Annotated in this window: 14 protein-coding genes and 1 tRNA gene; 8 read left to right on the forward strand and 7 right to left on the reverse strand. The window is 61.9% G+C overall.

What is annotated here, in order from left to right; translation table 11 throughout:
* Positions 1 to 196: 196 nt before the first annotated feature.
* Both RBA95_RS07190 and RBA95_RS07195 read right to left on the reverse strand, forming a co-directional pair.
* The gene (locus RBA95_RS07190) at positions 197 to 490 is read right to left on the reverse strand and encodes a hypothetical protein (protein ID WP_306016179.1); all 294 of its coding nucleotides are present in this window, start codon (positions 488 to 490) and stop codon (positions 197 to 199) included.
* Between the two features lie 61 nt (positions 491 to 551).
* Positions 552 to 1,514, reverse strand: a complete 963-nt coding sequence (locus RBA95_RS07195; protein ID WP_306016180.1) for an ABC transporter ATP-binding protein — start codon at positions 1,512 to 1,514, stop codon at positions 552 to 554.
* Positions 1,515 to 1,689: 175 nt separating this feature from the next.
* Between RBA95_RS07195 and RBA95_RS07200 the strand changes: the two genes are divergently transcribed.
* From RBA95_RS07200 to polA, 3 genes are all read left to right on the forward strand, one after another.
* Positions 1,690 to 1,890 carry a zinc-finger domain-containing protein gene (locus RBA95_RS07200; RefSeq protein ID WP_009802701.1) on the forward strand — a complete coding sequence of 67 codons (201 nt, stop codon included), beginning with the start codon at positions 1,690 to 1,692 and terminating at the stop codon, positions 1,888 to 1,890.
* A 94-nt stretch (positions 1,891 to 1,984) separates the two neighbouring features.
* Positions 1,985 to 3,505: an SLC13 family permease gene (locus RBA95_RS07205; protein WP_306016181.1), complete on the forward strand. Its 1,521-nt coding sequence runs from the start codon at positions 1,985 to 1,987 to the stop codon at positions 3,503 to 3,505.
* A 406-nt stretch (positions 3,506 to 3,911) separates the two neighbouring features.
* A complete protein-coding gene (gene polA / locus RBA95_RS07210; protein ID WP_306016182.1) occupies positions 3,912 to 6,686 on the forward strand; it encodes a DNA polymerase I in 2,775 nt (924 codons plus the stop codon).
* Between the two features lie 3 nt (positions 6,687 to 6,689).
* On the opposite strand, the gene RBA95_RS07215 is transcribed toward polA, so the two are convergent.
* Together RBA95_RS07215 and RBA95_RS07220 are read right to left on the reverse strand one after the other, a co-directional pair.
* The gene (locus tag RBA95_RS07215; RefSeq protein ID WP_306016183.1) at positions 6,690 to 7,433 is read right to left on the reverse strand and encodes a 2OG-Fe(II) oxygenase; all 744 of its coding nucleotides are present in this window, start codon (positions 7,431 to 7,433) and stop codon (positions 6,690 to 6,692) included.
* A gap of 79 nt (positions 7,434 to 7,512) precedes the next feature.
* Positions 7,513 to 8,181, reverse strand: coding sequence for an HAD-IB family phosphatase (locus RBA95_RS07220; RefSeq protein ID WP_306016184.1), 669 nt, complete (start codon positions 8,179 to 8,181; stop codon positions 7,513 to 7,515).
* Between the two features lie 116 nt (positions 8,182 to 8,297).
* Here RBA95_RS07220 and RBA95_RS07225 point away from each other — a divergent pair, with 116 nt between their 5' ends.
* On the forward strand, positions 8,298 to 9,428 hold the full coding sequence (locus RBA95_RS07225) for a class I SAM-dependent RNA methyltransferase (protein WP_306016185.1): 1,131 nt from the start codon (positions 8,298 to 8,300) through the stop codon (positions 9,426 to 9,428).
* A 2-nt stretch (positions 9,429 to 9,430) separates the two neighbouring features.
* Here RBA95_RS07225 and RBA95_RS07230 read toward each other — a convergent pair whose 3' ends face one another.
* Positions 9,431 to 9,853 carry a response regulator gene (locus RBA95_RS07230; RefSeq protein WP_306016186.1) on the reverse strand — a complete coding sequence of 141 codons (423 nt, stop codon included), beginning with the start codon at positions 9,851 to 9,853 and terminating at the stop codon, positions 9,431 to 9,433.
* A gap of 196 nt (positions 9,854 to 10,049) precedes the next feature.
* Between RBA95_RS07230 and RBA95_RS07235 the strand changes: the two genes are divergently transcribed.
* Positions 10,050 to 10,126: transfer RNA gene (locus RBA95_RS07235), tRNA-Arg, on the forward strand.
* Positions 10,127 to 10,134: 8 nt separating this feature from the next.
* On the opposite strand, the gene RBA95_RS07240 is transcribed toward RBA95_RS07235, so the two are convergent.
* Complete coding sequence (locus RBA95_RS07240) at positions 10,135 to 10,818, reverse strand: DUF4386 domain-containing protein (RefSeq protein ID WP_306016187.1); 684 nt, start codon at positions 10,816 to 10,818, stop codon at positions 10,135 to 10,137.
* A gap of 49 nt (positions 10,819 to 10,867) precedes the next feature.
* Entirely contained in the window at positions 10,868 to 11,746 is an 879-nt protein-coding gene (locus tag RBA95_RS07245) for an alpha/beta hydrolase (RefSeq protein WP_306016188.1), read from the reverse strand.
* Between the two features lie 264 nt (positions 11,747 to 12,010).
* Here RBA95_RS07245 and RBA95_RS07250 point away from each other — a divergent pair, with 264 nt between their 5' ends.
* The 3 genes from RBA95_RS07250 to RBA95_RS07260 form a co-directional block, all read left to right on the forward strand.
* Positions 12,011 to 12,961, forward strand: a complete 951-nt coding sequence (locus tag RBA95_RS07250; RefSeq protein ID WP_306016189.1) for an AraC family transcriptional regulator — start codon at positions 12,011 to 12,013, stop codon at positions 12,959 to 12,961.
* Between the two features lie 98 nt (positions 12,962 to 13,059).
* A complete protein-coding gene (locus RBA95_RS07255) occupies positions 13,060 to 13,533 on the forward strand; it encodes a hypothetical protein (protein ID WP_306016190.1) in 474 nt (157 codons plus the stop codon).
* A gap of 254 nt (positions 13,534 to 13,787) precedes the next feature.
* Positions 13,788 to 13,864, forward strand: a 77-nt coding sequence (locus RBA95_RS07260; protein ID WP_306015376.1) for a hypothetical protein, incomplete at its 3' end; no start/stop codon positions are given.

The raw sequence follows: 13,864 nt of genomic DNA on the forward strand, positions 1-13,864 counted from the left end.
GGCCCGCGCACCATAAATAGACTTACGGGACTTGAAAATCCCCTATTAGCCGAAACCCCCGACACCACCGCAGGCCGGAACCCACTGAATTTTATAAATTCTTAATGATTTTGGCGCGGTCACGCGCAACCAACCGCCTCAAATAATTCAACAGTGAGTTGAAACGGGGATGCATTACAAGAACCGTTCAAGCGGCTCAGTCCAGATCAAGATCGGCATCATCATCGCGACGCTGACGCTCATGCTCGAGCCCCATGCCGACAGCGATCCCGGCCCCGGCCGCATCGCGTGGGGTCACATTCGGGCGGGTGCCGCGCATGAGAAACTTGTAAAGCGCGACGGGGGCCAGAACGGCGCCGACGGCAAAGAGCGCAAACACGCCCCAGCCCATCAGCCCCACCGGCTCGATCTGCAAGAGCACGGCCAGCAGAACAACCAGAAGCGCGCCCGACAGGACCAGCGCCAGTATGCGGGTGAAAAATCGCGTCATGAGGCCAGACTAACGCGGTTAACGCGAATTGGCTTCAATTTTCAGGTGGTCGAATTGCAGATCAGGCGCTTTTCTGCGCATCCGCCTGATAGGTCAGCGCCAGGAAGACATCCTCGAGATCCGGCTCTTCGGTGCGCAGATCGGCGATGCGCTGACCCGAAGCGCGATAGGTCTCGATCATGTCCGCCACCGAGGCTTCGCCGAATGTGAAGGTGATGGCGAGCGAGCCGTCCGGACGGATCACCGCTTCCTGCTGTTCGAACCCGGCGGGGACCGCCTTGAGCGGTTCGACCGGCTCGATCACCAGCGTCTTGCGATCCATGCGTTTAAGCAGGTCCGCCTTGGGTTCGCACGCAACGACTTCGCCGTGATTGACGATGGCGATCTGGTCGCACAGTTCCTGAGCTTCCTCGAGATAGTGCGTCGTCAGCACGATCGTCACGCCCAGCTTGTTGAGCTCCAGCACATATTCCCAGAGCTGGCGGCGCAATTCGATATCCACGCCCGCCGTCGGCTCGTCGAGCACCAGCACGGGCGGATTGTGCACCAGCGCCTTGCCCACCAGCAGGCGGCGCTTCATCCCGCCCGACAGCTGGCGCACATAGGCATCGCGCTTGTCTTCCAGCCCCAGCGCTTTGAGGATCTCTTCAGAGCGCCGCTCGGCCTTGGGCACGCCGTAAAAGCCCGCCATCAGCTCCAGCGTTTCATAGGGCGTGAAGAACACGTCCATGTTCAGCTCTTGCGGCACCACGCCGATGGCGGCGCGGGCCTGGCGCGGATTCTTGTCGATATCCAGCCCCCAGATCTTCGCCGTGCCTTCAGACTTGGTCACAAGGCCCGCAAAGATATTGATGAAGGTGGATTTGCCCGCCCCGTTCGGCCCCAGAAGCCCGAAGATCGAGCCGCGCGGGATTTGCAGGTCCACACCCTTGAGCGCCTCCTTGGCGGGCGCGCCCTTGCCGCCGGGATAGGTCTTCTTCAGACCATAGGCTTCAAGGGCGAATTCGGGTTGGGCGTGTGACATGGGCGAGCTCACGATCTGCAAGCGGAACGGGAGGATCACGCGTGCGCAATTGACGCCTGCACACAGCGCGTCTTAAGACGGTGCGGACCCTAGCGGCGTGCGCGGGCCTCGTCCATGTCGCAACGCCGTCTATCTTCTTCAACCGGACCTTCTTTACAGACCGGCAGAGCGCACCATGACCGACACCAACGCCTCCTCCCTGCCCGCCCCCGAAGTGATCGTGGTCGACCAGAAGCGCGTGATGTGCGACGGCGGCGGCGGCGCTCTGGGCCATCCGCGCACCTGGTATGAAATGGGCGACGAGGATTTCGTCGAGTGCGGCTATTGCGACCGCCGTTTCGTGCTGCGCGGTTCGAAAGCCGACCCCAAGGCGTAAGCCTGCCCCGAATGTCATATTCGAATTCCGGTTTCGATTGATCCCGGAGACGGCCTCCCTATACCTGTGAGGACCACAGCAAGGGGGGAGCGCAATGAGCCAGGCGAACACGTCGGTTATGCGTCATCGGATCGGACTGATCACCGGCATCGTGATCGCGGTGGGGTTACAACTCCTGCCCGTGCCCGAAGGGCTGGACCGGTCCGCCTGGCTGCTGGCCAGTCTGGCGCTGATGATGGCGGCCTGGTGGGCCAGCGAAGCCATTCCGATCGCCGCCACCGCGCTGGTCCCGCTGGCGCTGTTTCCCGTGTTCGACATCCTGTCCATGCGCGCCGCCTCGGCGCCCTATGCCGACCCGATTGTCATGCTCTTGCTGGGCGGCTTCATCGTGGCGCTGGCGATCGAGAAATGGAATCTGCACGCCCGGATCGCGCTTAACATCGTGGCCGCCTTCGGCTCGCGGCCGGCGCTGATGATGCTGGGCTTCATGACGGCCACCGCCGTCCTGTCCATGTGGATCTCCAATACCGCGACCACGCTGATGATGATCCCCATTGCGCTCAAGGTGGCCGACGCGCTCAAGGATGAGGGCGTGGACGCCAGCCAGTTCGCCCCGGCGCTGGCGCTCGCGGTCGCCTATTCGGCCTCTGTCGGCGGGATCATGACGCCTGTGGGCACGCCCACCAACCTGATCGCCATGGGCTTCATGCAGCGCGAATACGACGCCATGATCAGCTTTCCCCAATGGATGATGCTCGGCCTGCCCGCCGCCCTTTTGATCATCCCGTCCATGTGGCTGATCCTCACCAAATGGGTGTTCCGGGTCGATGGCCACGCCCCCAATGAGGCCGGGCGCGAGATCATCCTCCAGCACAAGGCGGAACTGGGCCGCATGACGACGCCCGAGCTGCGGGTCGCGCTGGCCTTTGGCGTGGTGGCGATCCTGTGGATGGGGCGGGTGCTGCCCGGCTTCCTGATCGGTCAGCCCGATATCAGCTTTGGCTGGAATCCCCTGCTCGCCTGGATCAGCACGCAGCTTGAACTGCCGATCACGCTGAGCCTGGGCAATGCCCAGATCGCCATGGCGGGCGCGCTCGCCATGTTCCTGATCCCCGCTGGCGGCAAGACCGGTCAGGCGCTGATGGATTGGGAGAGCGCCAAGCGCCTGCCCTGGGAAGTCATCCTGCTCTTCGGCGGCGGCCTCTCGCTCGCCGCCGCCATTCAGGCGACCGGGCTTGCCGAATGGATCGGCTCTCACCTTCAATGGGTCGCCAGCCTACCCCTGCCGCTGACCGTCCTGATCCTCGCCTTCATCGTGGTCTTCCTGACCGAGCTGACCTCGAACGTCGCCACCATCTCGGGCTTCCTGCCGGTGCTGGGCGCGGTCGCCATCTCAGCCGGCGTGCCGCCCGAACATCTCATCGTGCCCGTGGCCCTGTCGGCGAGCTGCGCCTTCATGCTGCCCGTCGCCACCGCGCCCAACGCCATCGTCTACGCGTCTGGCGCGGCCAGCATGACCCAGATGATCAAGGCCGGCTTCCGCATCAATCTCGTCGCCGCGCCGCTGATTGCGCTGGTGTCGAGCCTGATCAGCGGCTGGGCGTTTCCGGGGTGAAATGAAAACGGGGCACCACAAGGGCACCCCGTCTTTTTTACGATCCTAACCCCAGAAGCCAGCGAAGAGCCATCTTCAGGTCAAAGATCGCACACAGGCGGAATTCAAATTCGCCTGCACTGGCTTCGAGAACAAAAGCTGCGCGCATACGCATACCCTTTCATCTCGTGAGCGGGGGTCCCTTGGTGTGGAAGTCACCACTCATTAGGCCAGATCGCCAGCGTCTAAGCTTTGAAGGGGAGGCTTGGGAGCTGGCGAGCCACTTCCCCCTTTCCCTGAAATGGGGAGTGCAGTTTCCACGCACAAGTAGTGTTATCACTTTTCCCAACGCACCCGCCCGATTGCCCCCTCCCCCAACGCCGCCTAGGTTAGCGCTCCCTCGCTGAACTGCCGCCGGAGCGCTGTCATGGCCGTCACTCGTCCCGTTGATTCTTCCAGCCATGTCTATCTGGTGGACGGGTCGGGCTATATCTTCCGCGCCTATCACGCCCTGCCGCCGCTGACCCGCTCTGACGGCACGCCCGTGGGCGCGGTTCAGGGCTTCTGCAACATGCTGTGGAAGCTCTTGGAAGACCTGAAGGGCGAGGACCAGCCAACCCATCTGGCCGTGATTTTCGACCATTCGTCGAAGACCTTCCGCAACGAGATCTATGACCAGTACAAGGCGCACCGGCCCGAGCCGCCCGAAGACCTGGTCCCGCAGTTTTCCCTGATCCGCGAAGCCACCCAGGCGTTCGAATTGCCCTGCATCGAGATGGAAGGGTATGAGGCGGACGACCTGATCGCGACCTATGCCCGGCTCGCCGCCGAACAGGGCGCGCGCGTCACCGTGGCGAGCTCTGACAAGGATCTGATGCAACTGGTCAATGACCAGGTGACGCTGCTCGATCCGATGAAGTCCAAGCGCATCGGCCATGATGAGGTGGTCGAGAAGTTCGGCGTGGCGCCCGACAAGGTGATCGAGGTGCAGGCGCTGGCCGGCGACAGCGTGGACAATGTGCCCGGCGTGCCCGGCATCGGCATCAAGACCGCCGCCCAGCTGATCACCGAGTATGGCGATCTCGAAGCGCTGCTGGAGCGCGCCGAGGAGATCAAGCAGCCCAAGCGCCGTGAAAAGCTGATCGAGAACGCCGAGAATGCCCGGATCTCGCGCCAGCTGGTCACGCTGAAACCCGATGTTCCGATCACGGATGAGCTCGATGTGTTCGGCACGGCCGAACCCGACGCCGACAAGCTGGTGGGGTTCCTCAAATCCATGGAATTTCGCACCCTGACCCGCCGGGTCGAGGAAGGGCTGGGCGGCCCGGTCGCGGATGAAACCGGCGACGCCACCGCCCCCGTGGACCGCTCCAAATACGAAACCGTCCAGACCGTCGAGGCGCTGGATAACTGGATCGAGAAGGCGAAACGCGCCCGCGTCATCGCGGTCGATGTGGAGACGGACGCCCTGTCCGCCGTCGCCTCGCGGCTAGTGGGCGTTTCGCTCGCCACGGCGCCCAACGAGGCCTGCTATATCCCGCTCGGTCATGAAGGCGGCGATCTCGCTGATGGCGGCGCCAAGCCTGACCAGATCGAAGAGGGCGAGGCGCTCGGCCGCCTGAAGGCGATCCTGGAGAATGACGCCATCCTGAAGGTGGGTCAGAACTTCAAATACGACCTGGCGGTGTTCCAGCGTTATGGCGTCCGTGTCGCGCCCTATGACGACACCATGCTGATCAGCTATGTTCAGGCCGCCGGTCTGCACAATCATGGCATGGACGAGCTGGCCGAGCGCCATCTGGGCCATAAGTGCATCGCCTTCAAAGAGGTGTGCGGCTCGGGCAAGTCCCAGAAACGTTTCTCTGAAATCGATCTCAAGACCGCCACCGAATACGCCGCCGAGGACGCGGACATCACCTTGCGCCTGTGGGAGCTGTTGAAGCCCGGCGTCGCCGGCAAGGGCCTCGCCACGGTCTATGAAACGCTTGAGCGCCCGCTGCCGCAGGTTCTGACCGATATGGAGCTGGCCGGGGTCAAGGTGGATGTCGCCCAGCTTTCTCGCCTGTCCTCAGACTTCGCGCAGAAAATGGCCGAAGCCGAGGAAACCGCCCATGAACTGGCGGGGCACACGTTCAATCTGGGCAGCCCCAAGCAGATCGGGGAAATCCTGTTTGGCGAAATGGAGCTGCCCGGCGGCAAGAAGACCAAGTCCGGCGCCTGGTCCACCGACGCCGCGGTGCTCGACGAGCTCGCCGAGAAGGGTCATGAGCTGCCCAAGGCGCTGTTGACCTGGCGTCAGTTCTCCAAGCTCAAATCGACCTATTCGGACGCCCTCAAGGAGGCCATCAATCCCGACACCGGTCGGGTGCACACCAGCTTTTCTCTGGCCGCCACCACCACGGGACGCCTGTCGAGTTCGGAGCCCAATCTTCAGAACATCCCCATACGGACAGAAGCCGGCCGCAAGATCCGCGAGGCCTTCACCGCCGAGCCCGGCCATGTAATCGTCGCGGCGGACTATTCCCAGATCGAACTGCGCCTTCTGGCCCATATCGCCGATGTGGCAGCCCTCAAGCAGGCCTTCCGCGAAGGACAGGACATTCATGCCCTGACGGCGTCGGAAATGTTCGGCGTTTCGCTTGAGGACATGGACCCGACGACGCGCCGGAACGCCAAGGCGATCAATTTCGGCATCATCTACGGCATCTCCGCCTTCGGCCTCGCCAACAATCTGGGCATCGGTCGTGATGAGGCGAAGAGCTATATCGACAGCTATTTCAAGAAATTCCCGGGTATCAAGGACTATATGGACGCCATGAAGGAAGAGGCGAAGGCGAAGGGGTGCGTGACCACCATCTTCGGGCGCCGCATCCATCTGCCCGGGATCAAGGACAAGAACCCGTCCGTTCGTCAGTTTACGGAGCGTCAGGCGATTAACGCGCCGATCCAGGGCGCGGCCGCCGACATCATCCGACGCGCCATGGTGCGCATGCCCGGCGCCCTGGCCGAGGCCGGTCTGAAGACCCGCATGCTGCTGCAAGTGCATGACGAACTGGTCTTTGAAGCCCCCGAGGGTGAGGCCGAGCAGGTCATCAAGCTGGTCACCGACGTGATGAGCAACGCCGCCCTGCCCGCCCAGAATCTCAGCGTGCCGCTGGAAGTGGAAGCCAAGGCCGCCGACACCTGGGGCCAGGCGCACTAGCGCCTAGCGCAGCGGATCGAGCGCGCCGCCCACGCTGGCGTTGACGCGGAACCAGCCGGGGATGGCGTATCGCGTGGCGTACGACAGGCGCACTTCATGCGGGATGGATTCTGACAGCATCAGCACCAGCCCGCCGCCTTCGGGCTCCACTTCCGCGACGGGCGGCACGTCATCCAGACGGCTCATATCCGGGCGGCCGTGTTCGTCCAGAGGCGCGCTGTCCCACAAAGCCAGCTGGCCGCCATCCGCGCTCGTCCAGTCCTCGTTCAGATACGCCACCATGGACACCACCCGCCCCCGTTCGGCACGGCGGCCCGAAAAGGCGCCCGCCCCCGCCGTCGGCAGGGTGAAGGCGTCCATGTGCCGGGCATAAAAGCCGCCGGGCGGATAGACCGCATAATGCGCCTCGAACTCGAAGAGGCCCAGAAACAGGCGCCGGTTCATCTCGATCCGCAGGGCGTCCGCGCCTTGCATGAACCGCGTCTGCGCCGCGCTGGCGCCATTAAGCCAGGCGATATGGGTCTTGCGGATGGACAGCGCCTTCGTCTCGTTCTGGGCCCGGCCCACGCGGCCCATATGGGTTTCCCCCGCCGCTTCCAGCGCTTGTGCTTCAAGACGCAAAGCGGCGACCAGCTCGGCGTCCAGAGCGCCCGGCGCATGGGCCCAGCCGCGCGTTTCCAGATCCGCAATCAGGCTGGCGGTCAGATTGTCAGAGAAGAAAGGGCGAGGGCAGACGTCAGCGTCCAAGTCCGGGGCTCCAATCAAAAGGTGCGCGCTTTTGTACCCGAAGCCCGGTCTTGGCAAGTCAATTCTTGGAAGATGCGCGCTAGCCCAGAAGCAGGGTCTTCAGCTCGGCGACGCTGTTGGCGAAGGCGGGCGCCTTGAGGCGCACCGGTTCACGGCTTGCGACGCCGCCAAAGCCGATGAAACTGTCCGCCGCGCCTTTGTCGAACGCTTCGTAATCGGTCATCCCGTCGCCCACCATGATGGCGAGCGGCTTGCCGAACAGGCTTTTGAGCGAGGCGATGACCGGCGCCTTGCCGCCCGAGCGCGACAGCGGGTTCTGGCGATCAAAACCGGTGACGGAGTCGCCGTCGAACACAAAACGGTTCGCGCGGATCTCGCCATTGGCGAAGCCCAGATCAAACAGCGCCGGCTCCACAAGGTCTGCGAACCCGCCTGACACCGCCGCCACATCATTGCCGCGCTTGCGCAGGCCGGACAGCAAATCAGCCATGCCGTCCGTCAGATGGGCGCGCAGATGCTCACGCGCATGCTCCACCGCAGGCCGGGTCAGCCCGGCGATCGCCAGACGCTTCTCCAGCGAGGTCCTGAAATCAAGCTGTCCGGCCATGCCCTGGTCGGTCAACGCCTTGAGCTGGGCGGTCCGCTCCGCGCCATCGTCTGCTGATGACAGCGCATGCTCGACGGCGAAGTCGAGGCTTTCGACCTTCAACAGCGTGGAGTCCACATCAAAGACAATCAGCCGGCTCATCGGGCCCTCGTGCTTGCAAGACAAGCGATGTACGGCAAGCGCGCCGGGCTGACCAGAGCCGCACGCCAGAATCCAGTGGAAGACTGCGGTGCAATCCCGTCGCCATGGGTCGGCACATGGCCTATGAAGGCGCGATGACACAAGACCGCTTTGACATTTTCCTTGCCTGCCCGCCCGGGCTTGAAACCGCCCTCGCCAGTGAGCTGGCCGAGAACGGCTTCGCCAAATGCCATCCCGGACAGGGCGGCGTGACGATCAAGGGCGGCTGGGCCGAGGTCTGGCGCGCAAACCTTCAAATCCGCGGCGCCACCCGGGTGCTGGCCGTGCTCGACCAGTTCAAGTGCCAGCATCTCAACCAGCTCGAACAGCTGGCCCGGCAAACGCCCTGGCCGGATCTCTTCCATGCCGGCACGCCGGTGAAGGTGGAGGCGAGCTGTCGCAAGTCGCGCATCTATCACAACGGCGCCGCTGCCGAACGCGTGGCCAACGCCATCGCCCGCACCGCGCTGGTCGCCATTCGCGATGACGCCGCCATCACGGTTCGCGTGCGCATCGACCATGACACGGTCACTCTCAGCGTCGACACCTCCGGCGAGCCCTTGCACAAGCGCGGTTACAAGCCCGCGGTCGCCAAGGCGCCGGTGCGCGAAACCCTCGCCGCCCTGCTCCTGCGCGAGATGGGCTATGACGGGCGCGCGCCGCTGCTCGATCCGCTATGCGGCTCGGGAACCTTCGTCATCGAAGCCGCTCAGCTGGCGGCGGGGCTGGCGCCGGGGCGGTTACGGGGCTTCGCGTTCGAGCGCCTCGCCAATTTTGATCGCGACGCCTTCATGGCATTGCGCAGTCGCCCGCCCCATGCCCGGTCGGACGCGCCGTGTTTCGGCCTGGATCGTGACCCGGGCGCCGTGCGCATGGCGACAGAGAACGCCGAGCGCGCCGAAGTGGCTGATCGCGTCCAGTTCAGCGAAGGCGTCATCAAAAACTTGCAACGCCCCGATTGCGCGCCTGGCTGGGTGGTCGCCAATCCGCCCTATGGCGCAAGAATTGGCGACAAGTCCGCCGTGTTCGGCGTCTACAAGACGTTTGGCGCGGTCATGCGCGAGCGCTTCAGCGGCTGGCGAGCCGCCTTCATCACGACGGATGAGAAAATGGCCAAAGCCACCGGCCTTGCCTTTGACCACACGAGCGCGCCCATCGATCATGGCGGCTTGAAAATCCGCCTTTATGTCACTGGTGAGCTGAGATAGCGCTATTGCGCGGCGTAGACCGCGCGCGCAAGGGCGCTCTCCACGATCGGACGCAGGGCCTGCGCCAGCGCCGCATAGCCATCTGCGGATTCCGGCTTCTGGATCAGGCAGGCCACATTTGTGAAGGTGTCGAGATCGAGATGATCGGACCGGTCCCCGCTGAACACAATGACCGGGATTTCACGCAGTTCCGCCTCCGACAGCATCCATTCGATCAGGGCTGCGCCCGAACCATCCGCCAGCTTGAGATCGACAATAACGCAAGCAATGTCAGGGCTTTGTTCTATCTGTGCGCGTGCATTGCGCACGCTGTCCACCTGATCAACCTGACCACCATAGGGCAGATCAGACAGATAGCGACGGACCAGAAATGCGTCCTGAGGATCGTCTTCAACCAGCAAGAGCCGGGGCGTGTAATGCGTCATCCCATCACCCCTTTTCAATCCCGAGACGGGTTTTACAGGACAATACAAGCCATCCGCGCACGCCTATGCTTGTGTGTCAACCTTTGATTAATCATTACAATTCGGATTCAGTTTTCATGCTCACCCAAGCGCAACACGCGCTGCGTCGACCTGATTGAACTTGATCCCGGACCGAGCTACACAGAACGCTCTGTACGCACCCATAGCTCAGCTGGATAGAGCGCTGCCCTCCGAAGGCAGAGGTCAAAGGTTCGAATCCTTTTGGGTGCGCCATCTTCCCCTCATCTTGCAAACGCCTGTCGTCTCGTCTTCCAGAGAGAAAAGACAAGCCACAATATCAAGACGAGCTCACCAGGCGTCATTGCCGACAGAAGGCTGAGATCGACGTGCGGCGCCAGGTAGCTGGCGCTGATCGGAACCGTGTACGCCAGACCGGCCAGCAAGACGGGAAGGCCTATCCAGAACGGCACAAGAGACGACTTGAAGATTGTGACGCTCAGGATGATGAGGTGGACGCCAAAGAAGGCCCAGGCCACGGACATGATCGCCCCCGCAGTCTCATGATTGAGCGTGACCGCCAAGCGCAGGCTCTCCGGCGATGCAGACGCCGCCATTTGAGCCGAGTTCGCAACCTCGTAGGCAGACAGGCTGAAGGAGAGCGAAACGAAGGCCAGTGCGGCGTAAACCAGCCTGCTCCAGGCGGCGAGGCGCCCGAAGCCCTTCCTGTCGCCGTCGAAATATCCGTAAAGCCCCCAGGCTACCAGAACGTCCAGAACATAGACGCAAAACAGAAGTGCGATGCCGATCAGATACGGGCGCCCGCGGGTTTGAAGCGCTGACGCCAGCGCTTCAACGCCTTCACCACCAAGCGCCATCGGCAAGTAGTGGTAATAGGCCGGCGGCGCGATCACGAGCATTGCCAGTAGCGCGAGGCTCGTGATCAAGGCTGACGAGAACGGCGTCAAGGCGCTGGTCGTCGCGCTGTCTGGAGTGGGCTGTGTCCGTGACATCAAGCTATTTCGACTCGTCGACGTCGGCCGGCATGGTCAGCAGCCATTGAGCCCCGCGAATGAGGCCTTGCGGAAACACCGTTTCGTGGAGCGCTCCGTCAATGACCTCGTGCTCAAGCTGAAGGCCCTGATAGCCCCGTCCTTGAAGCTGTTGGACGAACGCGTCATGCGTCTCGACCCAGGGGAAAGGCGAGTAAGGCGGCCGCTCGTCAGAGCCGACGGCAATGTAGACATTGGCCTGAAGGTCTTCGTGATCGTTGGCATAAGCCTGTTCCTGCGCAAGCATGAGCGCGTCATCCCAGAACCAGGCCGAGCTAATGAGGATATAGTTCTGGAAAAGGTCTGATCGGTTGAGCAGGATCCAGCTGCCGAACAGGGCGCCCGCCGAGTGGCCGACCAATGTCCGGCTGGACGGGTCAACCCTGTAAGTGGCCTCCAGGAAGGGAAGGACATCCTTTGCAATGAAGTCCGCGTAGGCGTCAGCCTCGCCGAGCTCAAAAGCACTCCACGCCTCGTCGACGGTGGGGGTGTAATCGCGCATCCGGCTGACCATCTGGTCGTCACCTTCCGCATACCCGATCGCGACGACGATTGCTGGCTCCAGGGCTCCCGTGTTCATCGGAACGCTAAGCGATTGAGCGGCGATCGGGAAGGCATAGGGCCCGTCATTCGCGATCAAGACCGGAAACAGAGTCTCGTCTTCGGCCTCATAACCAGGCGGCAAAGCGACATGGACTGGATAGGTCCGACCCGTGTCCGACGAAACCAGTGTATGCGTCGCGCTACCCGGCATCATGAAGGGCGCCGGCGGACCCTGGTCGGCGCTGGCAGGCGCGCCAATCACATAAAGCGCTGCCAGACTCATCAAAAGACGCGTGATCATGAAACCTGCTCCTTGACCGTTCGATTGTTCACGTGCCGCTGGTCTGCGTATTTGCGTGTGAGGCGGCAAACGAAGTGTCTGCGTCAGCTCTGGCGCGCTACGCTCGAACGGTCTTGCTGATTTGCAAATCAGCAGCATTTTTATGGTTCGTTACGCGATATGCGCCTGTTTTTGAGCGCGGTGTCGCATCGATGTGGGGGCTATGACTACTGGATGAGCAGGTTGTCACACGCCGTACGCTGGATGCCCCGGCAGGCCTCACGCATGCATGCAGTGCTGTTGCTGTTTGTCGTGTCCTGCGTGTGTTTCTGCCTGGCTCAAATTGAGCTCACACATTCGAGCTTCGCGATACACATACTTGCGGTCCTGGGGGCCGGAACCTGTGGCGTATCCTGGATGCTGGCGCGCCTGCTCTTTCGCGGAGACGAGGCCGATCTGAAATGGGCCTGGAGGCTCCTGTCCCTGCTGTACCTGTCATATGCCGTCTTCACCATCTCGGATCAGACAGGAACGGACTCCCCGTTCATTGAGCTGGCAGGCGTGGCGGCCAGCAACCTCTATGCGTTCGTCGGCACCGTCACTCTCGCTTTGGGATTCGTAGAAGCCTTTTCGAGCTCAGGGCACAACTTCCTGAAACGAGAGCAATATTTTCGATACATCTACATTTCGGTCTATGGAGCACTGGTGTTGGCGACGGCCATACTCGCACCAATGATCAGCAACACCCTGCCCATTGATGTCTTCGTATTATGTTGTCTTGCCGGCATGATCGTGGGGATCGCTGCCGTCTGGCACCGCCAGCGGAACAGCCTCAGCAATGCCATCTTGCCCAAACCATCCGCCCCTCTGCATCCGCAGGCCAGCTCAGCGGCCAGGAAGGTGCACGAGCTATTTCAAACAAGCGAAATTTATACGGACCCCGAGATTAGCGTTTCACGATTAGCCCAGCTGGTTGGGGAGCCTAAACATCGCGTCAGCCAGGGGATCAAGAGTCAGCTCGGATTCGCGAACTTCAACCAGCTGGTCAACAGCTACAGGGTAAAGAAGGTCGCGACAGTTCTGGAGAGCCCGGACTCTCGATCAATCCCCATCCTCACGATCGCTCTCGATAGCGGGTTTTCATCCCTGGGCCCCTTCAATCAAGCGTTCAAGGAGACTTACGGCGTGACTCCAAGCGAGTACCGCAAGGCGCTCATGAAAGGAACAAGGAACTGAAGCCTTCGCATTCGACTTCACCTTGTTCGCTGCGGATGGGACGCTTACCACTTGCAGTGCAGACCGCGTCATCCAATTGCGTCCTCCAGGTTTATGAAATGAACGATTTCAAAGTACTACTTCGCTCATCGATTACAGCGCTCGCCCTTTCATTCACCGGTGCAAGCTTGGCCGACACGCCCCCGAGTGACGATATCGCGCTCATTGAACGCTATTTTGACCGCTTGACGACGGTTTACGAGAGCGGCTCTGACGCAGACGATGTCGACGCACTTTTGTCCCTAATGCACCCTGAAGTTCGCTATCTCCATTCGCGCTATGGCGCCGACTTGACTCGGCAGAGCTGGCGCGCGGCCTTTGTGCGCAATATGGATCGCGGTGCGTATGACGATGCGCCGGGACTCTGTGTCGAGATTGCGGCTTCGATCGCTGGCTACGAACACACAGCCATATCGTACCGATATGGACGAGAGGATTCGCACGGCATTTGCCAGCCTGACAACGAGCCCGGCATGTTGGCCGTGTTCTGGGTCGAAGGCGGGCTAATCCGCCAGATTGAGGAGCTCTGGTAGCCCATTATCAAGCGTGACAGGCGAGCCGGACAAATCGCCTCTCGCCAATGCGAGGATGCAAGGCGGCAGGCATCATCGTGCTCCGATACGAAGGGGGCTGACGTGCGATACAGCCGGTTACCGGGAAAGCGTCCAACCAGTCCAGCCTGAAATGCTGCAGCGCAAAACGAATTATGCGTCATCCAGCCTGCTTGTAGTTGTTGAAGTATTGCGCTTGCGTTAGGGTCGCCCTGGTCTGGCGTGTGGGGGATATGATGCGCGTAGCAATGATCGGCACTGGATATGTGGGTCTTGTGTCGGGGGCGTGTTTTGCCGATTTCGGCCATCACGT

It is taken from the genome of Oceanicaulis sp. MMSF_3324, assembly GCF_030733545.1.
Classification (GTDB): Bacteria; Pseudomonadota; Alphaproteobacteria; order Caulobacterales; family Maricaulaceae; genus Oceanicaulis.

What these genes read in the sequence shown, in the direction of transcription:
- RBA95_RS07245 (WP_306016188.1), bottom strand. Translation starts at nt 11,746, where the DNA reads ATGATCACGCGTCTTTTGATGAGTCTGGCAGCGCTTTATGTGATTGGC.
- RBA95_RS07220 (WP_306016184.1), bottom strand. Translation starts at nt 8,181, where the DNA reads ATGAGCCGGCTGATTGTCTTTGATGTGGACTCCACGCTGTTGAAGGTC.
- RBA95_RS07230 (WP_306016186.1), bottom strand. Translation starts at nt 9,853, where the DNA reads ATGACGCATTACACGCCCCGGCTCTTGCTGGTTGAAGACGATCCTCAG.
- RBA95_RS07190 (WP_306016179.1), bottom strand. Translation starts at nt 490, where the DNA reads ATGACGCGATTTTTCACCCGCATACTGGCGCTGGTCCTGTCGGGCGCG.
- RBA95_RS07205 (WP_306016181.1), top strand. Translation starts at nt 1,985, where the DNA reads ATGAGCCAGGCGAACACGTCGGTTATGCGTCATCGGATCGGACTGATC.
- RBA95_RS07200 (WP_009802701.1), top strand. Translation starts at nt 1,690, where the DNA reads ATGACCGACACCAACGCCTCCTCCCTGCCCGCCCCCGAAGTGATCGTG.
- RBA95_RS07250 (WP_306016189.1), top strand. Translation starts at nt 12,011, where the DNA reads ATGCATGCAGTGCTGTTGCTGTTTGTCGTGTCCTGCGTGTGTTTCTGC.
- RBA95_RS07225 (WP_306016185.1), top strand. Translation starts at nt 8,298, where the DNA reads ATGGCCTATGAAGGCGCGATGACACAAGACCGCTTTGACATTTTCCTT.
- RBA95_RS07195 (WP_306016180.1), bottom strand. Translation starts at nt 1,514, where the DNA reads ATGTCACACGCCCAACCCGAATTCGCCCTTGAAGCCTATGGTCTGAAG.
- polA (WP_306016182.1), top strand. Translation starts at nt 3,912, where the DNA reads ATGGCCGTCACTCGTCCCGTTGATTCTTCCAGCCATGTCTATCTGGTG.
- RBA95_RS07255 (WP_306016190.1), top strand. Translation starts at nt 13,060, where the DNA reads ATGAACGATTTCAAAGTACTACTTCGCTCATCGATTACAGCGCTCGCC.